The sequence below is a fragment of the Mycobacterium scrofulaceum genome (genome assembly GCF_002086735.1).
In the GTDB taxonomy this organism is placed as follows: domain Bacteria; phylum Actinomycetota; class Actinomycetes; order Mycobacteriales; family Mycobacteriaceae; genus Mycobacterium; species Mycobacterium scrofulaceum.
Genome location: NZ_MVIJ01000014.1, coordinates 42,459 through 65,609, shown reverse-complemented (window position 1 = coordinate 65,609; position 23,151 = coordinate 42,459). Strand labels below are relative to the sequence as shown.

The window sequence follows — 23,151 nt, the reverse complement described above, 5'->3', positions numbered from 1 at the left end:
GTGAGGTGTATTACACCGACGAGCGAGGGGCCGAGCTGATGACTGTTTTCGCACGTCCGGGTTCCGCTGGGGCCTTGATGTCGTACGAATCCCGCTACGACAACTTCATCGGCGGCCAGTGGGTCCCGCCGGCGCAGGGCCGTTACTTCGAGAATCCGACACCGGTGACCGGGCAGCCGTTCTGCGAGGTGGCCCGGTCCGACGCGGCCGACGTCGACCGGGCGCTCGACGCCGCGCACGGCGCGGCCCGGGCGTGGGGCAAGACCCCGCCCGCGGAGCGCGCGGCGATCCTGAACAAGGTCGCCGACCGGATCGAGCAGAACAAGGCCGCGCTGGCCGTCGCCGAGGTGTGGGACAACGGCAAGCCGATCCGCGAGGCGCTGGGCGCCGACATCACGCTGGCGGTCGACCACTTCCGCTACTTCGCCGGGGCGATCCGCGCCCAGGAGGGCTCGCTGTCCCAGATCGACGACGACACCGTCGCCTATCACTTCCACGAGCCGCTGGGCGTGGTCGGCCAGATCATCCCGTGGAATTTCCCGATCCTGATGGCCACCTGGAAGCTGGCGCCCGCGCTGGCGGCCGGCAACGCGGTGGTGCTCAAACCCGCCGAGCAGACGCCGGTCTCGGTGCTCTACCTGATGTCTTTGATCGGCGACCTGTTGCCCGCCGGGGTGGTCAACGTGGTCAACGGGTTCGGCGCCGAGGCGGGCAAGCCGCTGGCGTCGAGCAACCGGATCGCCAAGATCGCCTTCACCGGCGAGACCACGACCGGGCGGCTGATCATGCAGTACGCGTCGCAGAACCTGATCCCGGTCACGCTGGAGCTGGGCGGCAAGAGCCCCAACATCTTCTTCTCCGACGTGCTGGCGGCGCACGACGACTTCCAGGACAAGGCGCTCGAGGGTTTCACCATGTTCGCGCTCAACCAGGGCGAGGTGTGCACCTGCCCGTCGCGCAGCCTGATCCAGTCGGACATCTACGACGAGTTCCTGGAGCTGGCCGCGATCCGGACCAAGGCGGTGCGCCAGGGCGACCCGCTGGACACCGAGACCATGCTGGGGTCGCAGGCGTCCAACGACCAGCTGGAAAAGGTGTTGTCCTACATCGAGATCGGCAAAGAGGAAGGTGCGAGGGTCCTTTGCGGCGGCGAGCGTGCCGAGCTGGGCGGCGACCTGTCCGGCGGCTATTACATGCAGCCGACGATCTTCGCCGGCAACAACAAGATGCGGATCTTCCAGGAGGAGATCTTCGGCCCGGTGGTGGCGGTGACGTCGTTCTCGGACTACGACGACGCGATCTCGATCGCCAACGACACCCTCTACGGCCTGGGCGCGGGGGTGTGGAGCCGCGACGGCAACACCGCCTACCGGGCCGGGCGCGACATCCAGGCCGGCCGGGTGTGGGTCAACTGCTACCACGCCTATCCCGCGCACGCCGCCTTCGGCGGCTACAAGCAGTCGGGCATCGGCCGGGAGAACCACAAGATGATGCTCGACCACTACCAGCAGACCAAGAACCTGCTGGTGTCCTACTCCGAGAAGGCGCAGGGGTTCTTCTGACAGTCCCCGGTGCGGTCATCACCGCAGGCGCGGCCGAACTCCTGGCGCGCCTGCAGGACAGGCACGGCCCGGTGATGTTCCACCAGTCCGGCGGCTGCTGCGACGGGTCGTCGCCGATGTGCTACCCGCACGGGGACTTCATCGTCGGCGACCGCGACGTGCTGCTCGGTGTGCTCGACGTCGGGGACGGGGTGCCGGTGTGGATCTCGGGCCCGCAGTACGAGACCTGGAAGCACACCCAGTTGGTCATCGACGTGGTCCCGGGCCGCGGCGGCGGCTTCAGCCTGGAGGCGCCCGAAGGCCTGCGGTTCCTGTCCCGCGGCCGCGTCTTCACCGACGACGAACAGGCCGAGCTGCGCCGGACGCCGGTGATCACCGGCGCCGATTACGAACGCGGCGAACGCCCTTGCGTGCGCGGGCAGGTGGTGACCGGCGCGGCGCTGCGAACGTGCCCTCCGGGTCGGTGACCGCAGTAATGTCGAAGGCGTGATCCCCCTCCCGCGTCCGCGGTTGTTGGCCGGCGCCATGCTGATCGGCGCGGCGGTCGGGGTGCTGGCGGGGGTGGGCTTCGCCGTGGTGGCCCACGGCGGCGTCCGCCCGGCCTTCGCCATCGCGTCGGTGGTGGGGATCCCCAGTGTCGCCGGGCTGGTGACGATCCTGTTCTCCGGGCGCCGGTGGGTGACGACGCTGGGCGCGTTCGTCCTGTCGCTGGCGCCGGGCTGGTTCGGTGTGCTCGTCGCCCTGCGGGTGACCTCCGGTGGCTGACCGTGGCTGACGACGACACCCCGTCGAACCCGGGCACCCAGGCGTGGAAGCCCGACTTCTCCGACTCCGACGACGACCCGGGCACCCAGTCGTGGCAGCCGGATTTCTCCGACGACACCGGCGAGCGGCCCGCCGCGACGGACGAGCCGCAGGCCCCAGAGCCGGCCGCCGGCGAGCCCGGCGCCGACGACGCGCGGGGCGCCGACGACGAATCCGCCGCCGCGCCGGTGCAACCCGTCACGGTTCCCGGGCGCTACTTCTACCTGAAGTGGTGGAAGCTGCTGCTGGTCCTTTTCGGCGTGTGGGCCGCGGCGGCGGTCGCCGGGTTCGGCCTGTTCTATTGGTGGTACCACTCGGCCGACCAGACCGCGGCGCTGTTCGCCGTCCTGGTGTACGTCGTGGCCTGCACGGTCGGTGGCGTGCTGCTCGCGATGGCCGAGGGCAGGCCGGTGGTCTCGGCGCTGTCGCTGGCGGTGATGTCGGCGCCGTTCGCCTCGCTGGCCGCCGCGGCGCCCGTGCACGGCTACTACCACTGCGCCCGGGTGGGCCACTGCCTCGTCGGCCTCATTCCGTATTAACGCCCGGCCCGGGCGGCCACTAGGGTAGGGGCCGTGACCCATTTTGACGTCGTCGTCCTCGGGGCCGGTCCCGGCGGATATGTCGCAGCCATCCGCGCCGCACAGCTCGGCCTGAACACCGCAATCGTCGAGCCGAAGTACTGGGGCGGAGTCTGCCTCAACGTCGGCTGCATCCCGTCCAAGGCGCTGCTGCGCAACGCCGAGCTGGTGCACATCTTCAGCAAAGAGGCCAAGACGTTCGGGATGAGCGGCGAGGCGACCTTCGACTACGGCGTCGCCTTCGACCGCAGCCGCAAGGTGGCCGAGGGCCGGGTCGCGGGCGTGCACTTCCTGATGAAGAAGAACAAGATCACCGAGATCCACGGCTACGGCAGGTTCACCGACGCGAACACGTTGTCCGTCGAGCTCAACGACGGTGGCACCGAAACCGTCACGTTCGACAACGCCATCATCGCCACCGGCAGCAGCACCCGGCTGGTGCCCGGAACGTCGCTGTCGGCCAACGTGGTCACCTACGAAGAGCAGATCCTGTCCCGCGAGCTGCCCGAGTCGATCGTCATCGCCGGCGCCGGCGCCATCGGCATGGAGTTCGGCTACGTGCTGAGCAACTACGGCGTCGACGTGACCATCGTGGAGTTCCTGCCGCGCGCGCTGCCCAACGAGGACGCCGACGTCTCCAAGGAGATCGAGAAGCAGTTCAAGAAGCTGGGCATCAAGATCCGCACCGGGACCAAGGTCGAATCGATCAACGACAACGGCTCCGAAGTGACCGTGGTGGTCAGCAAGGACGGCAATTCCGAGGAGCTCAAGGCCGCAAAGGTGTTGCAGGCCATCGGTTTTGCACCCAACGTCGAGGGCTTCGGGCTGGAGAAGGCCGGCGTCGCGCTGACCGACCGCAAGGCCATCGGGATCAACGACTACATGATCACCAGCGTGCCGCACATCTACGCCATCGGTGACGTCACCGGGAAGCTGATGCTGGCGCACGTCGCTGAGGCCATGGGCGTCGTGGCGGCCGAAACCATCGCCGGCGCAGAGACTTTGGCGCTGGGTGACTACCGGATGCTGCCGCGGGCGACGTTCTGCCAGCCGCAGGTGGCCAGCTTCGGGCTGACCGAGCAGCAGGCCCGCGACGAGGGCCACGACGTGGTGGTGGCGAAGTTCCCGTTCACCGCCAACGGCAAGGCCCACGGCCTGGGCGACCCCAGCGGCTTCGTCAAGCTGATCGCCGACGCCAAGCACCTCGAGCTGCTGGGCGGGCACCTGATCGGCCACGACGTGTCCGAGCTGTTGCCCGAGCTGACGCTGGCGCAGAAGTGGGACCTGACCGCCACGGAACTGGCCCGCAACGTGCACACCCACCCGACTCTGTCCGAGGCGCTGCAGGAGTGCTTCCACGGCCTGGTCGGCCACATGATCAACTTCTAGATCCCGATGCGCAGCGACGTCGTTCTGGGGGCCGCCGGCGGTCTCGCCGCGGGCTATGTCCTGTGGCTGGCCGCCTTTTCGATCGCCGACGACAACGCGGCGGTGGGGCAGTGGGCCCCGACCGTGCTGCTGCTGTCGCTGGCGCTGGCGGTGTGCGCCACGGCGTGGGCGTCCCTGTTGCGCCGGCGCCGCAAATACGCGTGGTCGGGGTTCGGGTTCGCGCTGTCGCTGCCGCCGCTGTTGCTGACGCTGGCCGTGTTCGCCAACGTCTACCTCTGACTAGCGCGGGTTGTCCAGCGGGATGTCCAATGCCGCCATGGTCGCGGCGAGCCCGTCGTATTGGCTTGCCAGCAAGCAGAATTCGATCAGCTGACGCCGGTCGAGGTGTTCGGCGAGCGCCCGCCAGGTGGCATCGGTGAGGGTGCGGTCCTTGACGAACTCGTCCGTCGCCGTCAGCAGCGCCTGCTGGCGCACGGTCAGGCGCGCCTCGACCCGGTCCAGCCGCTCGGGCCACGCGAAGATCGCGGCCTGCAGGTCGGCGTTCAGGCCCTGCTTGGCGGCCATCCGCCGATGATGCTGCAGCTCGTATTCGCACCCGCGCACATGCGCGACGCGCAGGATCACCAGCTCGGTGTCGATCGCCGGCAGCCGGCCCCGCAGCACCCGGCCGCTGTAGACGCTCCACGCCAGGAACAGCAGACGGTGCTGGCCGAGCGTGGTGAACAGGTGCATCTCGGGCGCCCGCACCGTGCGCGCGGCCGCCTTCGCCAGCACCCAGTTGATCGGGCCCAGCTCGCGGAACCGCCCCGACGGGATGCGGCCGCCGGCAGCCCCGCTCACGGTTGCTTCACCAGATACGGGGAGACCGTGCTGCGGTGCTCGTCGAGGTCCAGGGCGCGCCCGAGGGCCGGGAACGCCCGCTGCGGGCAGTTGTCGCGTTCGCAGACCCGGCAACCCGCACCGATCGGTGTTGCGATGTCACCCGACAAGTCGAGTCCTTCCGAGTAGACGAGCCGGTGCGCGTGGCGAAGCTCGCAGCCCAGCCCGATCGCGAAGGTTTTACCCGGCTGACCATACCGCGCGGCGCGGCGCTCCACCGTGCGTGCCACCCACATGTAGTTGCGGCCGTCGGGCATCTGGGCGATCTGGACCAAAATCTTGCCCGGGTTGGCGAACGTCTCGTACACGTTCCACAGCGGGCAGGTGCCGCCGCTGGAGGAGAAGTGAAACCCGGTGGCGGACTGGCGTTTTGACATGTTGCCGGCCCGATCCACCCGGACGAAGGAGAACGGCACGCCGCGCATCGACGGCCGCTGCAGCGTCGAAAGCCGGTGCGCGATGGTCTCATAGCTCACCGAGTAGAACGAGGACAGCCGCTCGACGTCGTAGCGGAAGTTCTCGGCGACGTCGTGGAATTGGCGATACGGCAGCACCGCCGCCGCGGCGAAGTAGTTGGCCAGCCCCAGCCGGGCCAGCGTGTGCGACTCGTCGCTGGTGAACTTCCCCTCCTCCACCAGGGTGTCGATCAGGTCGCCGTATTCGAGGTAGGCCAGCTCGGCCGCCATCTTGAAGACCTGCTGGCCGAGCGAGAGGTGGTTGCTGATCTCCAGCGTCTTGGTCTGCGGGTCATAGCGGTGCAGCACGGTGTCGCCGAGGTCGATCCGCCGGTTGATGTGCACGCCGTGCACCTCGGTCAGCCGGCGGTTCAGCTCGCGGGCCAGGTCGCCGTGGTGCAGCCGCATCTGGATCGTGAGGTCTTCGGCGGCCGTGTCCAGCTCGTGCAGGTAGTTCTGCCGTTGGTAGAAGTAGTCGCGCACCTCCTCGTGCGGCATGGTGATCGAGCCGCTGCCGCTGCCGTCGGTGAAGCGCTCCTCGGTGGCGGCGGCCAGTTGCGCCGTGGTGATCCGGTAACGCCGGTGCAGGTTGACCACCGCGCGGGCCAGGGCGGGATGGGAGCCGACCATCTCGGCGACCTCGGCGGGGTCCACGTCGATGTCCAGGTCGCGGTCCATGGTGACCTCGCGCAGCTCGGCGACCAGCCGGGTGTCGTCCTGGGAGGCGAAGAAGGTGGCGTCCACGCCGAACACCTCGGTGATCCGCAGCAGCACCGCCACCGTCAGCGGGCGGACGTCGTGCTCGATCTGGTTCAGGTAGCTCGGCGAGATCTCCAGCATCTGGGCCAGGGCGGCCTGGGAGAACCCGCGCTCGTTACGCAGCTGACGGACCCGGGAGCCGACGAAGGTTTTGGACACTTCTCCCAGGGTACAAGGCTTGCTAAGCGAAGGTTGGCAGAGTTCGCAGGCCCGGGTATCGCGTCGCGATTGGTTTTTGGTACAGCACGTTGGCATGATTCGCAACAAAGGCTTCCCAGGGCTGGCCTGGGGTGCCCATGAGGAGGAAACGGGGAGCGACGCCGTGAGCCTGGACAAAGAAATGATGCCGGTTCCCGACGGCCACCCCGATGTCTTCGATCGCGAATGGCCGCTGCGGGTGGCCGACATCGACCGCACGGGCCGGCTGCGGCTGGACGCGGCGTGCCGGCACATCCAGGACATCGGGCAGGACCAGCTGCGCGAGATGGGCTTCGAGGAGACCCATCCGCTGTGGATCGTCCGCCGCACCATGCTCGACCTGATCCGGCCGATCGAGTTCCAGGACATGCTGCGCTGCCGCCGGTGGTGTTCGGGCACCTCGAACCGCTGGTGCGAGATGCGGGTCCGGGTCGACGGGCGCAAGGGCGGCCTGATCGAATCCGAGGCCTTCTGGATCAACATCAACCGGGACACCCAGATGCCGTCGCGCATCTCCGACGACTTCCTCGCGGGCCTGCACAAGACCACGTCCGTCGACCGGCTGCGGTGGAAGGGCTACCTGAAGCCGGGTAGCCGCGACGACGCCGCGGAGATCCACGAGTTTCCCGTCCGGGTGACCGACATCGACCTGTTCGACCACATGAACAACTCCGTGTACTGGAGCGTGATCGAGGACTACCTGGCGTCCCACCTGGCGCTGATGGCGCGGCCGCTGCGCGTCACCATCGAGCACGAAGCCCCGGTGGCCCTCGGCGACAAACTGGAGATCATCTCGCACCTCCATCCGGCCGGCTCGACCGACCAATTCGGTCCGGGGCTCGTCGATCGGCCTGTTACAACGCTCACATATGCGGTCGGCGACGAGGTCAAGGCGGTCGCCGCGCTCTTCAACCGCTAACCGGACAAGCGTCCCGTTAAATGGCCGGCTGACCTGCGGATTCCGGTTACTGGCCGGTAGTTTCTGAAACGGTTAAGCTACCGTTCATCTTCGCAATATTTGCTAATCCGCGCGGGGTCGTTGCGGAAATTGGCAAATGAAACGGCTGGACCTGCGCCAATGGCTGTGCCATCGTCGAGTTAGCACACCAGCGAAGTTGAGCCCTTAGCTACCGCCGGTGAAGCGTTCACCAAGTCCAGTAGTGAAGATTCGTTAAGGAGCATGCCCAATGTCTGTCGTTGGCACCCCCAAGAGCGCCGAACAGATCCAGAAGGACTGGGACACCAACCCGCGGTGGAAGGACGTCAGCCGGACCTACACCGCCCAGGACGTCGTCGCCCTGCAGGGCAGCGTCGTCGAGGAGCACACGCTGGCCCGCCGCGGCGCCGAGGTGCTCTGGGAGCAGCTGCACGACCTGGAGTACATCAACGCGCTGGGCGCGCTGACCGGCAACATGGCCGTCCAGCAGGTGCGCGCCGGCCTGAAGGCCATCTACCTGTCGGGTTGGCAGGTGGCCGGTGACGCCAACCTGTCCGGCCACACCTACCCCGACCAGAGCCTCTACCCGGCCAACTCGGTGCCGCAGGTGGTGCGCCGCATCAACAACGCGCTGCTGCGCGCCGACGAGATCGCCCGCGTGGAGGGCGACACCTCGGTGGAGAACTGGCTGGCGCCGATCGTCGCCGACGGCGAGGCCGGCTTCGGCGGCGCGCTGAACGTCTACGAGCTGCAGAAGGCGATGATCGCCGCGGGCGTCGCGGGGTCGCACTGGGAGGACCAGCTGGCGTCGGAGAAGAAGTGCGGCCACCTCGGTGGCAAGGTGCTGATCCCCACCCAGCAGCACATCCGGACGCTGACCTCGGCCCGCCTGGCGGCCGACGTCGCCGACGTCCCGACCGTGGTGATCGCCCGCACCGACGCCGAGGCGGCCACCCTGATCACCTCCGACGTCGACGAGCGCGACCAGCCGTTCATCACCGGTGAGCGGACCAAGGAAGGCTTCTACCGGGTCAAGAACGGCCTCGAGCCGTGCATCGCGCGTGCCAAGGCCTACGCGCCGTACTCGGACCTGATCTGGATGGAGACCGGGACCCCGGACCTCGAGCTGGCGGCGAAGTTCGCCGAGGGCGTCAAGTCCGAGTTCCCCGACCAGATGCTGGCCTACAACTGCTCGCCGTCGTTCAACTGGCGCAAGCACCTGGACGACTCCACCATCGCGAAGTTCCAAAAGGAGCTCGGCGCAATGGGATTCAAGTTCCAGTTCATCACGCTGGCGGGCTTCCACGCGCTGAACTACTCGATGTTCGATCTGGCCTACGGCTACGCCCGCAACCAGATGACCGCGTACGTGGAGCTTCAGGAGCGCGAGTTCGCCGCCGAGGAGCGCGGTTACACCGCGACCAAGCACCAGCGCGAGGTCGGTGCGGGTTACTTCGACCGCATCGCCACCACGGTCGACCCCACCTCGTCGACCACCGCGCTGACCGGCTCCACCGAAGAGGGTCAGTTTCACTGAGGACGAGCGGGCTTGCCCGCGAGGACGAAGTGAAACCGATGGCTTGAGTCACTGAGGACGAGCGGGCTTGCCCGCGAGGACGAAGTGAAACCGATGGCTTGAGTCACTGATCCCTTCCGGGGCCGAGCAGACGCGAACTCGCACCGCTGCGATCCAGATCGTGCGAGTTTCCGGCTGCTCACCGTGAAGTAGCATTGGCCCCGCCCAGCGAACCTGGGCGGGGCCTATTGCGGTGCAAGACGATACGAAACCGAAAGAGATGACAGTGAGCGACGCAGCGATACAGCGGGTAGGGGTCGTCGGGGCCGGGCAGATGGGATCCGGGATCGCCGAAGTCTCGGTCCGCGCCGGCGTCGACGTGACGGTGTTCGAGACCACCGAGGCCCTGATCGCGGCCGGGCGCAACCGCATCGTGAAGTCGCTGGAGCGCGGTGTCAGCGCGGGCAAGGTCACCGAGCGGGAGCGCGACCGCGCGCTGAGCAAGCTGACCTTCACCACCGACCTGAAGGACCTCGCCGACCGTCAGCTGGTCATCGAGGCGATCATCGAGGACGAGGCCGTCAAGGCGGACATCTTCGCCGAACTCGACCGGGCCATCACCGATCCCGATGCGGTGCTGGCGTCCAACACGTCCAGCATCCCGATCATGAAGATCGCCGCGGCCACCAAGAACCCGCAGCGGGTCCTGGGCCTGCACTTCTTCAACCCGGTGCCGGTGCTGCCGCTGGTCGAGCTGGTGTGCACGCTGGTCACCGACGAGGCCGCCGCCGCGCGCACCGAGGAGTTCGCCGGCGCGGTGCTGGGCAAGCAGGTGGTGCGCTGCTCCGACCGGTCCGGCTTCGTCGTGAACGCGCTGCTGGTTCCCTACCTGCTGTCGGCAATTCGCATGGTGGAGGCCGGTTTCGCCACCGTCGAGGACGTCGACAAGGCGGTCGTCGCCGGGCTGTCGCATCCGATGGGGCCGCTGCGGCTGTCCGACCTCGTGGGCCTGGACACCCTGAAACTGATCGCGGACAAGATGTTCGAGGAATTCAAGGACCCGCAGTACGGGCCGCCGCCGCTGCTGCTGCGCATGGTGGAGGCGGGCCGGCTGGGCAAGAAGACCGGCCGGGGTTTCTACACGTACTGACGCCGCCGGGCGACGCCGCGACGGCGCCCCCCGCGTAGGTTATTATGCTCGCGTTCAATATCGGGCAAATAACTGGAGCGGGCATGACGGCATTGGAGCCATTTTACGAGGAGTCGCAGTCCATCTACGACGTCTCGAACGAATTCTTCGCGTTATTTCTAGACCCCACGATGGCTTATACCTGCGCATACTTCGAGCGCGATGACATGACCCTGGAGGACGCACAAGTCGCGAAATTCGACTTGGCGTTGGGAAAACTGAACCTCGAGCCCGGAATGACACTCCTCGACATTGGTTGCGGCTGGGGCGAGGCGCTGAAACGGGCTGTGGAGAAATTCGACGTCAATGTCATCGGGATCACGTTGAGTCGCAACCAATTCGATTACAGCAAGAGCAAACTCTCCGGACTCCGGACGAATCGTAACGTCGAGGTGCGGCTGCAGGGCTGGGAAGAGTTCGAGGACAAGGTCGACCGGATCGTCACCATCGGCGCCTTCGAGGCTTTCAAGATGGAGCGGTACGCGGCGTTCTTCGAACGCGCCTACAACATCCTTCCCGATGACGGGCGGATGTTGTTGCACACCATTTTGACGTACTCCCAGAAACAGCAGTATGAGCGCGGTGTTTCCATCACGATGAGCGATATTCGATTCGCGAGGTTCATCGGTACGGAAATCTTCCCGGGCGGACAGCTGCCGGCGCAGGAAGATATTTACCGGTTTGCGCAAGCCGCCGGGTTCTCGGTGGAGAGAGTCCAATTGCTGCAGGAGCATTACGAACGCACCCTCAACCTGTGGGCGGCCAACCTCGAATCGAACAGGCAACGGGCGATCGAGATTCAGTCGGAAGAGGTCTACGACAAGTACATGCGCTACCTGGTGGGCTGCGAAAACTTCTTCCGTAAGGGCATCAGCAACGTCGGGCAGTTCACCCTCGTGAAGTAGAGCTTCGTCGCGGCTACTTCTCCAGGGTGAACTGGTCGACGTCGGTGTAGCCCTGTCGGAACAGCTTCGCGCAGCCGGTCAGGTACTTCATGTAGCGGTCGTAGACCTCTTGCGACTGGATGGCGATGGCCTCGTCGCGATTGGCCTCGAGCGCGGCCGCCCACGTCTCCAGGGTCTTCGCGTAGTGCAGCTGCAGGGAATGGACCCGGGTCAACTCGAAGCCGGCCGTGACCGCGTACTCCCCGACGGTCTGGGGCGTCGGCAGCCAGCCGCCCGGGAAGATCTCGGTCAAGATGAATTGCGAGAAGTGGACGATCTCGTGGGTCAGCTTCATGCCCCGCGCGCGGGCGTCCTTGAACGAGGGGCGAACGATGGTGTGCAGCAACATCACACCGTCGGACGGCAGCGCTTGGTAGGCCATCTTGAAGAACCGGCCGTAGCGCTGGCGGCCGAAGTGCTCGAAGGCCCCGATGGAGACGATGCGGTCGACCGGTTCGTGGAACTTCTCCCAGCCCTCCAGCAGGACGCGCCGGGTGCGGGGGGTGTCCATCTCGTCGAACGTCTTCTGTACGTGCTCGGCCTGGTTCTCCGACAACGTCAGGCCCACGACGTTGACGTCGTACTTCTCGATGGCCCGCCGCATGGTCGCGCCCCAGCCGCAGCCGATGTCCAGCAACGTCATCCCCGGCTCGAGCTTGAGTTTGCCCAGCGCCAGGTCGATCTTGGCGAGCTGCGCCTCTTCCAGCGTCATGTCGTCACGCTCGAAGTAGGCGCAGGAGTACGTCTGGGTGGGATCGAGGAACAGCCTGAAGAAGTCATCGGACAAGTCGTAGTGGGCTTGCACGTTTCCAAAATGCGGCGTGAGCTGCACAGACATGTCGAGAAGAGCCTTTCGTTACGCGGAGGCAGGGATGCCCGGCCAGCACGACGCACCCTGCGTCACCCCCGATGCACCCCTGCATGTTAGTCGCTGCGGCTATGCGCGTCGTCCTCCCTAACGGGTCATAGCGTCACACGAGTGGGGCGGAATCGACAAAATATGGGCAGCTGGGCGAGGTCGCGGGCCGCCTAGAGCGCGGAGGGGTCCCCGTCGCCGTGGGGCGGCACGATCGGCGACGGGTGCGGTTCTTCGCGGAACTTCTCCAGCGATCCGCCGACCTCGACGATGCCCTTCAGCGCATTCCAGCTCAGCATCGTCAGGTAGTCGATCAACTCGTCGCGGCTCATGCGCGGGGAGGACATCCACGAGTGCGTGGCCAGCTGCACGCCGCCGACGATCAGGTAGGCCCATGGCTCCGCACCGCCGGTGTCCATTCCCGCCTGTTGCATGCGGCGGCGCATCAGCACCGCGAGCATGCGGGCGATGATCCGCTCGGAATCGGCGATCACCTTGCTCTTGCTGGCCGAGCTGTTGGACATCACGAAGCGATAGGGCTCGGGTTCGTTCGCGACGGTTTCGACGTACACCCGGATCACCTCGCGGGTCAGGTCGAAGCCGTCGAGATTGGACGTCAGCGCCGCGGCCATGTTCGGAATCAGCGTGGTCTGGGTGAACCGCATCATCACGGCGGTCGTCAGGTCGTTCTTGTCGACGAAATAGCGATACAGCACCGTCTTGGAGACGCCGATCTCCGCGGCGATCTCGTCCATGCTCAACGCGCCGCCGTGCCGCCGAATCGCGTCGATCGTGCCGTCTACCAACTCGTTGCGGCGCTCCACCTTGTGTTGGTGCCACCGCCGCTTGCGACCATCCGTCTTGGCCGCCACAGCCAACGTTCGCTCTGCCACTGTCGCCGATATCCCATTCGCTAGACGCCCTTGATACTACGGCGTGCGGCCCTGTTTGGGGCTGCGGCCGCGCGCCGGCGCCGGCGTCGTGAACAGTGTCGTCACACCAATCGGCCGGGACGATAGATGATGGTGTGGTGGTACACAGAGCCTCGCCTCGAGGCGAAGCGTCGGGGCCCCTCGCGGCGGCGTCCGACTCGACGGCCCCGCTGACCGGAACCGGGCGGCTCCACGCGTCGTTCGCCGAATCCTTCGCCGGCGCCGACCCGCAGGCCGACGCCGAGCGCCGGGTGGCGTTGCGGCGGATGAAAGCGGTGGCGCTGAGCTTCCTGGTCGGTGCGACGGTGTTGTTCCTTGCGTGCCGGTGGGCGCAGGCGCACGTCAACCTGGGCGTCTGGGTCGGCTACGCCGGTGCCGGCGCGGAGGCCGGGATGGTCGGCGCGCTGGCCGACTGGTTCGCGGTGACCGCGCTGTTCAGGCATCCGTTGGGCATCCCCATCCCGCACACCGCGATCATCAAGCGCAAGAAGGATCAGCTCGGCGAGGGCCTGGGCACCTTCGTGCGGGAGAACTTCCTGTCGCCGCCGGTGGTGGAGACCAAGCTGCGGGACGCCCAGGTGCCCGGGCGGCTCGGCAAGTGGCTGTCGGAGACCGCGCACGCCGAGCGGGTGGCCGGCGAGACGGCCACGGTGTTGCGGGTGCTGGTCGAGCTGCTGCGCGACGACGACGTGCAGCAGGTGATCGACCGGATGATCGTGCGCCGTATCGCCGAGCCGCAATGGGGGCCGCCGGTCGGCCGGGTGCTGGGGACCCTGCTGGCCGAGAACCGGCAGGAGGCGCTGATCCAGCTGCTGGCCGATCGGGCCTTCCAGTGGTCGCTGAACGCCGGCGAGGTGATCCAGCGGGTGGTCGAGCGTGACTCGCCGACGTGGTCGCCCCGCTTCGTCGACCACCTGGTCGGCGACCGCATCCACCGCGAGCTGATGGACTTCACCGACAAGGTGCGCCGCAATCCCGACCACGAGCTGCGCCGGTCGGCGACCCGGTTCCTGTTCGAATTCGCCGACGACCTGCAGAACGACGCGGACACCATCGCGCGCGCCGACGCGATCAAGGAGCAGCTGATGGCGCGCGACGAGATCGCCAACGCCGCGGCGACGGCCTGGAAGACGCTGAAACGGCTGGTGCTCGAGGGCGTGGACGACCCGTCCAGCACGCTGCGCACCCGCATCACCGACACCGTGATCCGGATCGGGGAGTCGCTGCGCGACGACGCCGACCTGCGCGACAAGGTCGACAACTGGATCGTGCGCGCCGCCCAGCACCTGGTTTCGCAGTATGGGGTGGAGATCACCGCGATCATCACCGACACCATCGAACGCTGGGACGCCGAGGAGGCCAGCCGGCGCATCGAGCTGCACGTCGGCCGTGACCTGCAATTCATCCGGATCAACGGAACCGTGGTGGGCTCCCTGGCGGGCCTGGTGATCTACGCCGTCGCGCAGCTGCTTTTCTAGTAGTGCTAACAAGTGCTTGCAATAGCAAGCACTTGTAGTAGTCTGGGGCCGTCACCATCGACCGTCCGACCCAGGAGCACGCCATGGCACCCGAGGAGAAGCTCTCCGCCAAGGTGTCCAACGCCGCCTCCGACATGGCCTCGGACATCGGCAGCTTCATCCGGAGCCAGCGCGAGCTGGCGCAGGTCTCGGTGCGTCAACTCGCCGAAAAGTCCGGGGTGAGCAACCCCTACCTGAGCCAGGTGGAGCGCGGTTTACGGAAGCCGTCCGCCGAAGTGCTCAATCAAATCGCGAAGGCGTTGCGGGTTTCCGCCGAGGTTCTCTATGTGCGGGCCGGGATCCTCGAGCCCAGCGACAAGAGCCAGGTGCGCGACGCGATCATCACCGACACGGCGATCACCGAGCGTCAAAAGCAGGTCCTGCTCGACGTCTACACGTCGTTCACCCAACAAAACGAGGCCGGCGAATCAGGCAAAGAGGAATGTTCGACCGAATCCAACGCCGACGAGTGATCAACGGCCCTTCCGGAGGTCGGGACTCCCACGTCACGCTAGTGGTTACCAGGAGCGCGGATCCGGCGCCCGCCAGCGGAGAGGAGACGCACGCCTGAGTTTCCACATCAATACCCAAGAACGCCAATAACGGAAAACCATGAAAGGAATAACCATGGCGGACAACACCAACATCGAAGACTTGCGGGCGCCCCTGCTCGCAGCGCTGGGCGCGGCCGATCTTGCGCTGGCCACGGTCAACGATTTGATCGCCGGCCTGCGGGAGCGCGCCGAAGAGACCCGCGCCGACACCCGCTCCCGGGTGGAGGAGAGCCGCGCCCGGCTGACCCGGCTGCAGGAGGACCTCCCCGAGCAGTTCGACGAGCTGCGCGAGCGGTTCACCACCGAGGAGCTCCGCAAGGCCGCCGAGGGCTACCTGGACGCGGCGACCAACCGCTACAACGAGCTGGTCGAGCGCGGCGAGGCCGCGCTGCAGCGGCTGCGGAGCCAGACCGGCCTGGACGACGCCTCGGCGCGCGCCGAGGGCTACGTGGACCAGGCCGTCGAGCTGACGCAGGAGGCGCTGGGCACCGTCGCGTCGCAGACCCGCGCCGTCGGTGAGCGCGCGGCCAAGCTGGTCGGCATCGAGCTGCCCAAGAAGTCCGACGAGACGGCCAAGAAGGCTCAGAAGGCTGTCGCCAAGAAGGCGCCCGCCAAGAAGGCTCCGGCCAAGAAGGCTCCGGCCAAGAAGGCCGCCGCCAAGAAGGTCACCCAGAAGTAGGTCGGACGGTCGACTCGGAGTTGTCCGCCGGGCAACTCTGAGTCGACGTTTGGGACGGCGCCCGCATACGCTTAAGGCGTGAGCCACCTCGTGGGTACCGTCATGCTGGTCTTGCAGATCGCCGTCTTGGTCACGGCGGTGTACGCGTTCGTGCACGCCGCGCTGCAGCGGCCGGATGCTTACACCGCTGCCGACAAGCTGACGAAGCCCGTGTGGTTGGTGATCCTCGGCCTGGCTGTCGCCCTGACATCCATCCTGAGTTTTGTTTTCGGGGTACTCGGGATGGCGATCGCCGCGTGCGCGGCGGGCGTGTATCTGGTCGACGTGCGGCCGAAACTTCTGGAAATTCAGGGTAAGTCGCGCTAGCGGAATGAAGGCCCTGCTGACGGCGCCGACTGTGGTGCTCGTCGCCCTCTGGGGGCCGCCCGCCGCCGCGGTGGCGGACCCGGCCGGCACGTCCCCGCCGTTCGTCGACCACACCGAGTGGGCGCAGTGGCACGGCCGCAGCAGCCTGCGGGTCTTCCCGACGCCGTCGGGGCGGCTGGCCGCCAGGCGGTCTTCGGACCCGGCGCTGGCCGACGAGGCGTGGGCCGAGGTGCTGGCGCTGTCGCCGGACGCCGACACCGCCGGGATGCGCGCCCAGTTCGTCTGTCACTGGCAGTTCGCCGAGGTGGCCGAGCCCGGTAAGGCCAGCTGGAATCTGGAGCCGTGGCGCCCCGTCGTCGACGACGCCGAGATGGCAGCGTCCGGATGCAATCCGGGCGGACCCGAAGAAAGGTTCTAGTGGCGAGCAAACCCACCCGGTCGCAGCTGGCGGCGATGGTCGACCACACCCTGCTCAAGCCCGAGGCCACCGAGGCGGACGTGGCGGCCCTGGTCGCCGAGGCGGCCGAGTTGGGCGTCTACGCCGTGTGCGTCTCGCCGTCGATGGTTCCGGTCGCGGTGCGAGCCGGCGGCCCGCCGGTGGCCAGCGTCGCGGGTTTCCCCTCGGGCAAGCACATTTCGGCGGTCAAGGCGCACGAGGCCGAACGGGCCGTGGCCGCCGGGGCCGCCGAGGTCGACATGGTCATCGACATCGGCGCCGCGCTGGCCGGCGACCTCGAAGCGGTCCGGGCCGACATCGCGGCCGTGCGCGCCGCCGCCCCGGGCGCCGTGCTGAAGGTGATCGTGGAGTCGGCAGTGCTGCTGTCGGGGACGGACGAGCACACGCTGGTGCAGGTGTGCCGCGCGGCGGAGGACGCCGGCGCCGACTTCGTCAAGACCTCGACCGGCTTCCACCCCGCGGGCGGCGCCTCGGTGCGCGCGGTCGCCGTGATGAGTCAGACCGTCGGCGGCCGGCTGGGCGTCAAGGCCAGCGGCGGCATCCGCTCCGCCGCGGCCGCCGTCGCGATGCTGGACGCGGGGGCCACCCGGCTCGGCCTGTCCGGCACCCGGGCGGTGCTCGACGGGCTTGGCGGCTAGACCGTCACAGGTTGGCGAAACAAGGGTCGTTGTTGTTGCCACCGGCGGGGATGCTCGCGTTGCGCGTGGAGAAGTGGCTGGTCACCCCGCTGTCGGTGACCTGCACGCTGTCCGCGTGGATGCCCAGCGGGTAGTTCTTGGTGAACTGCGAGGTGAAGTCGTCCAACGTCGACTGCACGGATTCCTTCGGCATGGTGAAGCCGAGCGCGTTGAAGCTGACGATCTGCAACTGCAGGCCGGTCCCGGACACCACCGGCTTGGTCGTCAGGTTGTCCAGCATGCCCTTCAGCTCGATGGTCCCGTCGGCGGGGTGGGTGGTCACCGTGTTGGTGACGAAGGGGCCCAGCACCGGAATCGCGTTCTGCACCGACTCCTTGATCCCGTCCGACGTCCACGTGATGGTCGCGTCCAGCGACCCGATGGTGCCCTTGGAGTTGGCGGTCGACTTGAGCTGGACATCGCGGATGTTGAGGTTGAGCTTCATGCCCTTGGCGTCGCGGATCTGGTTGCCCGCGGTCTGCACCGAAATGTTGGTGTAGTGCTTGGTGAGCTGCTGCCACAGCATCAACGGCGCCACCCCGAACGACGCGGTGGCCTTGTCTTTGACCTCACACGCCACCGCCTCGGCGACCTTGCTGTTGGCGACGTGCCGGACATACAGCTCGGCCCCGACCAGCCCGGCGATCACCAGGCACACCACGATGATGCAGACCAGGACCACGGACAGCGGGTCGCGCAGGAAGCGCCGCTTCTTCTTCCCCGCCGCCGGCTGCTCGCCGGGGCTGGGGAACCTTTCCGTCGGGCCCGCCGGCGGCGTGGGCGGCGGCGGCGGGTAGTCGGGCCGCTGCATGTTCGGCGGTGGCGTGCCGATCCGTTCCGTCTGACCGGGCGGCGGACCGGCAGCCGGCGGCGGCGGGGCTGGCGCCGGGCCGCCGGTGCTGATCCGTTCGGTCGGCCGCTCGGTGGGGGGCTGGCCGAAAGGGCCCTGGTTGCCGGGACGGCCCCACGTCGACGGGTCTTGGTTCGGCGGTCCTTGTGGGTTCGTCACCCGACCGATTCTGCCTTATCCAGCTGAGCAAAATCTGAGTGGTTGCGCAGCACCGCGATGCTCTCGCGGGCCTTGGCCACCCGGTCGGGGTCGACGTCGGCCACCACCAACTGCGGGCCGGGACCGCCCGACGCGACGACTTCGCCGAACGGGGAGGCCACCAGGCTGCCGCCCACCCCGGTGGGGGCGCCGGACGTCGTCAGCGATTCGCCCGGATCGGCCTGGCCGGCCGCGGCGACGTAGCTCATCGAGTCGAGCGCGCGGGCCCGCGCCAGCAGCGTCCACTGGTCGAGCTTGCCGGGCCCCGATCCCCAGGACGCGCAGACGGCGATCAGCTGCGCGCCGCGGCGGGCCAGCTCGGTATACAGCGCGGGGAAGCGGATGTCGTAGCAGACGGTCAACCCCACCCGGACGCCGGCGACCGTGATCACCACCGGCTCGTGTCCGGGCGCGACGGTGCGCGACTCGGTGAAGCCGAAGGCGTCGTAGAGGTGGATCTTGTCGTAGTGGGTGTCCGGTTCGTTGGGGCTGCCCGGGCCGGCCGCGATCAGCGTGTTCTTCACCCGGCCATCGCCGGAAGGGGTGAACATGCCGGCGATCACCGTGATCCCGCAGTCGGTCGCGATGCGGCGCACGCCGGTCGCCCACGGCCCGTCGACCGGCTCGGCGATCGGCGCCAACGGAACCCCGAACCGGCACATGGTCGCCTCCGGGAACACCACCAGCTGCGCGCCCGCGTCCGCGGCCCGCTCGCCGTACTCGCGCACCAGCTCCAGGTTCGCGGCAGGATCGGTGCCGCTGAGGATCTGCGCCAACGCGATTCGCATGGGCGCCAGCTTAGGCCCGGCGTCCTCAGGCCGTTCCGGCGATCCATTCGGTGGTGAACCGCTGCTCGGCCGCCACCAGCTCGGCCAGCCGGGTACCGATGATGCTCTCCAGCTTGCCGCCGATGATCGGGACGCGCACCTGAACGCTGGCCCGGAAGGTCAGCCGGGCGCCGCCGGTCTCCACGATCGGCGCGAGCATGGCGGTCCCGGTGAGATTCACCGGAGCGTCCAGGATGGAGCCGACGACCGACCCCTGCGCGGCGCCGTCGGCGACCGGTCCCCAGACCTCCTCGCGCCTGATGCGCAGATCGCCGCTGTGCAGCTGGGTGACCATCCCCGGCAGCTTGTGGCTGTGGATCACCTGCACGGTGACGACCTCGACGGTGTCGTCGTCCCCGGTGTCGCCGCCGACCCGCATCGACTCCAGCGTGGCGACGTCCACCCCGGATCCGGCCAGGCGTGCCCGCCAATAGCTCTCGTCCGTGAATGCCCGATGAACCTCTTCAACGCTGCCGTCGTAGTCGGCCGACAAGTCGAATGAACGCGGCATAGCAGGTGAGGCTACCGTTACGGGCGATGAAATCCAGCGACGCCGGTTCAACGTTCGCCGGCGCGCGGGTCGCCGAGGCGGTGTCGCTCGCGCCGTTGACGACGTTGCGGGTCGGGCCGGTCGCGCGCCGGCTGATCACCTGCGCCAGCACCGAACAGGTGGTCGCGGTGGTGCGGAAGCTGGACGCCGAAAACCGTGGGGGAGAACGTTCCCCGGTGCTGGTGTTCGCCGGCGGGTCCAACCTGGTGGTCGCCGACACGTGCGCCGGCCTGACCGCGGTGCGGTTGGCCAACGGCGGCATCACCGTCGACGGCAACCGGGTGCGGGCGGAGGCGGGCGCGGTGTGGGATGACGTGGTGGTCAGCTCCATCGAGCACGGTCTGGGTGGGCTGGAATGCCTCTCCGGGATCCCGGGGTCGGCCGGGGCCACCCCGATCCAAAACGTCGGGGCCTACGGCGCGGAAGTCTCCGACACCATCACCCGGGTCCGGATACTGGACCGCGGCAGCGGGGAGGTCCGCTGGGTGCCCGGCGGCGAGCTCGGCTTCGGCTACCGCACCAGCATGTTCAAGCGGGCCGTCCACGACGGCGCCCAGATCCCCTGGGTGGTGCTGGAAGTCGAGTTCGAGCTGGACGCGTCGGGCCGCAGCGCGCCGCTGCGCTACGGCGAGCTGGCCGCCGCGCTGGAGACGGGCGGGGGCGAGCGCGCCGACCCGCTGGCGGTCCGCCAGGCGGTGCTGGCGCTGCGGAGCCGCAAGGGCATGGTGCTCGACCCGGACGACCACGACACCTGGAGCGTCGGCTCCTTCTTCACCAACCCGGTGGTCGCACCCGAGGTGTACGAGCGGCTGGCGGCGAGCGTGCAGGCGCCGGTTCCGCACTACCCGGCGCCCGACGGCGTCAAGCTGGCCGCCGGCTGGCTGGTGGAGCGGGCCGGCTTCGCCAAGGGCTATCCCCCCGACCCGGCGGCCCAGTGCAGGCTGTCCACCAAGCACGCGCTGGCGCTGACGAACCGCGGCGGCGCCTCCGCCGACGACGTGATCGCACTGGCCCGCGTCATTCGTGACGGCGTCCGCGCTGTGTTTGGTGTCACATTGGAACCCGAGCCGGTCCTGCTCGGCTGCAGGCTGTAGCCGCGAATCCGTCCGACGACGACCGCGACCCCGATTTGTCGCGGCGGGGCCGATGGATTTTGCCCGGTATCTTTGTCTTTCGTGAGCACGTCGCACAACCCGTCACCGGTGAACCGGCGCGTGGCTTTGGCGACCCTCGGCCTGGGGGTGTTCGCGCCCGGCCTGTTGGCCGCGTGCGGCGGCACCACGGCCAAGCGGGCCGAGAAGAAGGAGCAGCCCGCGCCGCAGCTGAAGTTCCAGCCGGCCGACGCGGCCCAGGACGTGGTGCCGATCGCGCCGATCAGCGTCCAGATCAGCGACGGCTGGTTCCAGCACGTCGCGCTGACGAATTCGGCCGGCAAGGCGGTGGGGGGCAAGTTCAACTCCGACCGCACCGTCTACACCGCCACCGAGCCGCTCGGCTACGACGCGACCTACACGTGGAGCGGCTCGGCCGTCGGGCACGACGGCAAGGCGATCCCGGTCACGGCCAAGTTCACCACGGTGTCGCCCAGCAAGAAGATCGGCGGGGCGTTCCAGCTGGCCGACGGCCAGACCGTCGGGGTGGCGGCACCGATCATCATCCAGTTCGACGCGCCGATCACCGACAAGGCCGCCGTCGAGAAGGCGCTGACCGTGACCACGAATCCGCCCGTCGAGGGCAGCTGGGCGTGGCTGCCGGACGAGGCGCAGGGGGCGCGGGTGCACTGGCGCACCCGCGAGTACTACCCCGCGGGCACGACCGTCAACGTCGACGCCAAGCTGTACGGCCTGCCATTCGGCGACAGCGCCTACGGGGCCGAGGACATCTCGCTGAACATCCAGATCGGTCGCCGGCAGGTCGTCAAGGCCGAGGTCTCGTCGCACCGGATCCAGGTGATCCGCGACGAGGGCGTGATCATGGACTTCCCGTGCAGCTACGGCGAGGCGGACAAGGCGCGCAACGTCACCCGCAACGGCATCCACGTGGTGACCGAGAAGTACGCGGACTTCTACATGTCCAACCCCGCCGCCGGCTACAGCCACGTGCACGAACGCTGGGCGGTCCGGATCTCCAACAACGGCGAGTTCATCCACGCCAACCCGGCGAGCGCGGGCGCGCAGGGCAACACCAACGTCACCAACGGCTGCATCAACCTGTCGACGGGCGACGCCGAGCAGTACTACCAGTCGGCGGTGTACGGCGACCCGGTGGAAGTGACCGGGAGCTCGATTCAGCTGTCCTACTCCGACGGCGACATCTGGGACTGGGCCGTCGACTGGGACACCTGGGTCGCCATGTCGGCGCTGCCGCCCCCGACCGCGCACGCGCCGTCCACGCAGATCCCGGTCACCGCGCCGGTCACCCCGTCGACGGCCCCGAGCCTGTCCGGGACGCCGACGACGACCACGTCCGCTCCGGAGACCTCTACCCCCGGCGGTTGAACCGGGTGGCTGAGGCCTGGTCGCGCGGCTTCATGACGATCAGGTCCAGGTTGACGTGCGACGGCCGGGCGGCCACGAATCCGATCACCTCGGCGACGTCCTGCGCGACCAGCGGGGTGATGCCGGTGTACACCGCGTCGGCGCGTTGCTGATCGCCGTCGAAGCGCACCAGCGAAAACTCGGTCTCGACCGCGCCCGGCGCGATCTCGGTCAGCCGGACCGGCTTGCCCAGCAACTCGCCGCGCAGCGTGCGGTGCAGCGCCCCCTGGGCGTGTTTGGCCGCGGTGTATCCGGCACCGCCGTCGTAAACCTCAAGGGCCGCAACGGAAGTCACCGTGACGATCAGGCCGTCGCCGGAGTCGACGAGCTTGGGCAGCAGCGCCCGGGTGACCCGCAGCGTTCCCATCACGTTGGTCTCCCACATCCACCGCCAGTGCTCGAGGTCGGAGTCGGCGAGCGGCGCCAGCCCGCGGGCTCCGCCGGCGTTGTTGACCAGTACGTCGACCCGGCTCAGTTCCTCGGCGAGAGCCGCGACCGCCGCGTCGTCGGTGACGTCGGCCACGATGGCCGTCCCGCCGATCTCGCGTGCCAGGGCGTTGATCCGGTCCGCCCGGCGCGCCACCGCGACCACGTGAAAGCCCTGCGCCGCAAGCGTCTGGGCGGTCGCCTCGCCGATGCCCGAGCTGGCGCCCGTGACCACCGCGACCCGCTCATTCCTGACATTTCCAACCATAGAAACAACCTTAGTAAGCGTGCTAAATTTTTGGAGTGCACCTCAGCGCCATGTCCAGCACCACCACCGCGTGTCTTTGCGCGGCGGGTGCGTGCTGTTGTCGCGCACTTTGCCGCTCCTGACTTTCAGGTGTGGCCAGTGACGGCCAACAAAAATCGGACAAAGGACGCTCGTGCGCACGAATACCCTCACCCCAGCTCACCATTCGCCCAGTCGCGCCGGCTATCAGGCGCACCGGCCGGCGCGC

At 68.0% G+C, this 23,151-nt stretch carries 25 protein-coding genes and 1 pseudogene; 18 read left to right on the top strand and 8 right to left on the bottom strand.

The genetic code is table 11. From position 1 onward, the window contains the following. Positions 1-38: 38 nt before the first annotated feature. Genes exaC through BST44_RS11665 form a run of 6 tightly spaced genes read left to right on the top strand, consistent with a single transcriptional unit; the run spans position 39 to position 4,612 of the window. Positions 39-1,562, top strand: coding sequence for an acetaldehyde dehydrogenase ExaC (gene exaC / locus BST44_RS11690; protein WP_083177329.1), 1,524 nt, complete (start codon positions 39-41; stop codon positions 1,560-1,562). Beyond that, complete coding sequence (locus BST44_RS11685) at positions 1,559-2,029, top strand: DUF779 domain-containing protein (RefSeq protein ID WP_083177330.1); 471 nt, start codon at positions 1,559-1,561, stop codon at positions 2,027-2,029. Before exaC ends, BST44_RS11685 begins: the two co-directional genes overlap by 4 nt. A 19-nt stretch (positions 2,030-2,048) precedes the next feature. Further along, positions 2,049-2,327, top strand: coding sequence for a putative holin (locus BST44_RS11680; RefSeq protein ID WP_208619778.1), 279 nt, complete (start codon positions 2,049-2,051; stop codon positions 2,325-2,327). Positions 2,328-2,329: 2 nt separating this feature from the next. Then, complete coding sequence (locus tag BST44_RS11675; RefSeq protein WP_083177272.1) at positions 2,330-2,905, top strand: hypothetical protein; 576 nt, start codon at positions 2,330-2,332, stop codon at positions 2,903-2,905. A gap of 33 nt (positions 2,906-2,938) precedes the next feature. Continuing rightward, positions 2,939-4,333 carry a dihydrolipoyl dehydrogenase gene (gene lpdA, locus BST44_RS11670; protein ID WP_083177271.1) on the top strand — a complete coding sequence of 465 codons (1,395 nt, stop codon included), beginning with the start codon at positions 2,939-2,941 and terminating at the stop codon, positions 4,331-4,333. Between the two features lie 6 nt (positions 4,334-4,339). Beyond that, positions 4,340-4,612: a hypothetical protein gene (locus BST44_RS11665; protein WP_083177270.1), complete on the top strand. Its 273-nt coding sequence runs from the start codon at positions 4,340-4,342 to the stop codon at positions 4,610-4,612. On the opposite strand, the gene BST44_RS11660 is transcribed toward BST44_RS11665, so the two are convergent. Both BST44_RS11660 and ramB read right to left on the bottom strand, forming a co-directional pair. After that, the gene (locus BST44_RS11660; protein ID WP_083177269.1) at positions 4,613-5,173 is read right to left on the bottom strand and encodes a carboxymuconolactone decarboxylase family protein; all 561 of its coding nucleotides are present in this window, start codon (positions 5,171-5,173) and stop codon (positions 4,613-4,615) included. It lies immediately after the preceding gene. Further along, positions 5,170-6,585 (bottom strand): acetate metabolism transcriptional regulator RamB, encoded by a 1,416-nt coding sequence (gene ramB / locus BST44_RS11655; protein ID WP_065442574.1) that lies wholly within the window; start codon positions 6,583-6,585, stop codon positions 5,170-5,172. The genes BST44_RS11660 and ramB overlap by 4 nt, the downstream gene beginning before the upstream one ends. Positions 6,586-6,748: 163 nt before the next feature. Here ramB and BST44_RS11650 point away from each other — a divergent pair, with 163 nt between their 5' ends. The 4 genes from BST44_RS11650 to BST44_RS11635 all read left to right on the top strand — a co-directional run bounded on the left by BST44_RS11650 (position 6,749) and on the right by BST44_RS11635 (position 11,171). After that, positions 6,749-7,543, top strand: a complete 795-nt coding sequence (locus BST44_RS11650) for an acyl-[acyl-carrier-protein] thioesterase (RefSeq protein WP_083177328.1) — start codon at positions 6,749-6,751, stop codon at positions 7,541-7,543. Between the two features lie 268 nt (positions 7,544-7,811). Continuing rightward, positions 7,812-9,098, top strand: coding sequence for an isocitrate lyase (gene aceA, locus BST44_RS11645; protein ID WP_065497835.1), 1,287 nt, complete (start codon positions 7,812-7,814; stop codon positions 9,096-9,098). 265 nt (positions 9,099-9,363) lie between these two features. Then, entirely contained in the window at positions 9,364-10,227 is an 864-nt protein-coding gene (locus BST44_RS11640) for a 3-hydroxybutyryl-CoA dehydrogenase (protein WP_142274465.1), read from the top strand. Between the two features lie 83 nt (positions 10,228-10,310). Then, complete coding sequence (locus tag BST44_RS11635) at positions 10,311-11,171, top strand: cyclopropane mycolic acid synthase family methyltransferase (RefSeq protein ID WP_083177268.1); 861 nt, start codon at positions 10,311-10,313, stop codon at positions 11,169-11,171. 13 nt (positions 11,172-11,184) lie between these two features. Here BST44_RS11635 and pcaA read toward each other — a convergent pair whose 3' ends face one another. Then, positions 11,185-12,048 carry a cyclopropane mycolic acid synthase PcaA gene (pcaA, locus tag BST44_RS11630; protein WP_083177267.1) on the bottom strand — a complete coding sequence of 288 codons (864 nt, stop codon included), beginning with the start codon at positions 12,046-12,048 and terminating at the stop codon, positions 11,185-11,187. Positions 12,049-12,239: 191 nt separating this feature from the next. Further along, positions 12,240-12,959, bottom strand: coding sequence for a TetR/AcrR family transcriptional regulator (locus BST44_RS11625; protein ID WP_083177266.1), 720 nt, complete (start codon positions 12,957-12,959; stop codon positions 12,240-12,242). A 134-nt stretch (positions 12,960-13,093) separates the two neighbouring features. Here BST44_RS11625 and BST44_RS11620 point away from each other — a divergent pair, with 134 nt between their 5' ends. From BST44_RS11620 to deoC, 6 genes and pseudogenes are all read left to right on the top strand, one after another. Further along, positions 13,094-14,476, top strand: coding sequence for a DUF445 domain-containing protein (locus BST44_RS11620; protein ID WP_439330713.1), 1,383 nt, complete (start codon positions 13,094-13,096; stop codon positions 14,474-14,476). Between the two features lie 83 nt (positions 14,477-14,559). Next, positions 14,560-14,989 (top strand): annotated as a pseudogene (locus BST44_RS11615) (helix-turn-helix domain-containing protein); the annotation flags it as partial. 153 nt (positions 14,990-15,142) lie between these two features. Next, the gene (gene hbhA, locus BST44_RS11610) at positions 15,143-15,748 is read left to right on the top strand and encodes a heparin-binding hemagglutinin HbhA (RefSeq protein WP_083177264.1); all 606 of its coding nucleotides are present in this window, start codon (positions 15,143-15,145) and stop codon (positions 15,746-15,748) included. Between the two features lie 78 nt (positions 15,749-15,826). After that, positions 15,827-16,114 carry a DUF2516 family protein gene (locus tag BST44_RS11605; RefSeq protein ID WP_040621261.1) on the top strand — a complete coding sequence of 96 codons (288 nt, stop codon included), beginning with the start codon at positions 15,827-15,829 and terminating at the stop codon, positions 16,112-16,114. Positions 16,115-16,118: 4 nt separating this feature from the next. Beyond that, positions 16,119-16,532, top strand: coding sequence for a DUF2599 domain-containing protein (locus tag BST44_RS11600; protein ID WP_083177263.1), 414 nt, complete (start codon positions 16,119-16,121; stop codon positions 16,530-16,532). Then, the gene (gene deoC, locus BST44_RS11595) at positions 16,532-17,209 is read left to right on the top strand and encodes a deoxyribose-phosphate aldolase (RefSeq protein WP_142274464.1); all 678 of its coding nucleotides are present in this window, start codon (positions 16,532-16,534) and stop codon (positions 17,207-17,209) included. Before BST44_RS11600 ends, deoC begins: the two co-directional genes overlap by 1 nt. Positions 17,210-17,213: 4 nt before the next feature. On the opposite strand, the gene BST44_RS11590 is transcribed toward deoC, so the two are convergent. Genes BST44_RS11590 through BST44_RS11580 form a run of 3 tightly spaced genes read right to left on the bottom strand, consistent with a single transcriptional unit; the run spans position 17,214 to position 19,634 of the window. Then, positions 17,214-18,257, bottom strand: a complete 1,044-nt coding sequence (locus tag BST44_RS11590; protein WP_208619777.1) for an LmeA family phospholipid-binding protein — start codon at positions 18,255-18,257, stop codon at positions 17,214-17,216. Further along, positions 18,254-19,084, bottom strand: coding sequence for a carbon-nitrogen hydrolase family protein (locus BST44_RS11585; protein ID WP_083177261.1), 831 nt, complete (start codon positions 19,082-19,084; stop codon positions 18,254-18,256). The genes BST44_RS11590 and BST44_RS11585 overlap by 4 nt, the downstream gene beginning before the upstream one ends. Positions 19,085-19,109: 25 nt before the next feature. Further along, the gene (locus BST44_RS11580; protein ID WP_083177260.1) at positions 19,110-19,634 is read right to left on the bottom strand and encodes a DUF2505 domain-containing protein; all 525 of its coding nucleotides are present in this window, start codon (positions 19,632-19,634) and stop codon (positions 19,110-19,112) included. Between the two features lie 26 nt (positions 19,635-19,660). Here BST44_RS11580 and BST44_RS11575 point away from each other — a divergent pair, with 26 nt between their 5' ends. Both BST44_RS11575 and BST44_RS11570 read left to right on the top strand, forming a co-directional pair. Then, positions 19,661-20,767, top strand: a complete 1,107-nt coding sequence (locus tag BST44_RS11575) for a UDP-N-acetylmuramate dehydrogenase (RefSeq protein WP_083177259.1) — start codon at positions 19,661-19,663, stop codon at positions 20,765-20,767. A 33-nt stretch (positions 20,768-20,800) separates the two neighbouring features. Next, the gene (locus BST44_RS11570; protein ID WP_439330714.1) at positions 20,801-22,171 is read left to right on the top strand and encodes a L,D-transpeptidase; all 1,371 of its coding nucleotides are present in this window, start codon (positions 20,801-20,803) and stop codon (positions 22,169-22,171) included. Here the strand turns inward: BST44_RS11570 and BST44_RS11565 are convergent. Next, a complete protein-coding gene (locus BST44_RS11565; RefSeq protein ID WP_083177257.1) occupies positions 22,155-22,904 on the bottom strand; it encodes an SDR family NAD(P)-dependent oxidoreductase in 750 nt (249 codons plus the stop codon). The two genes, BST44_RS11570 and BST44_RS11565, sit on opposite strands and share 17 nt — an antisense overlap. Between the last annotated feature and the right edge of the window lie 247 nt (positions 22,905-23,151).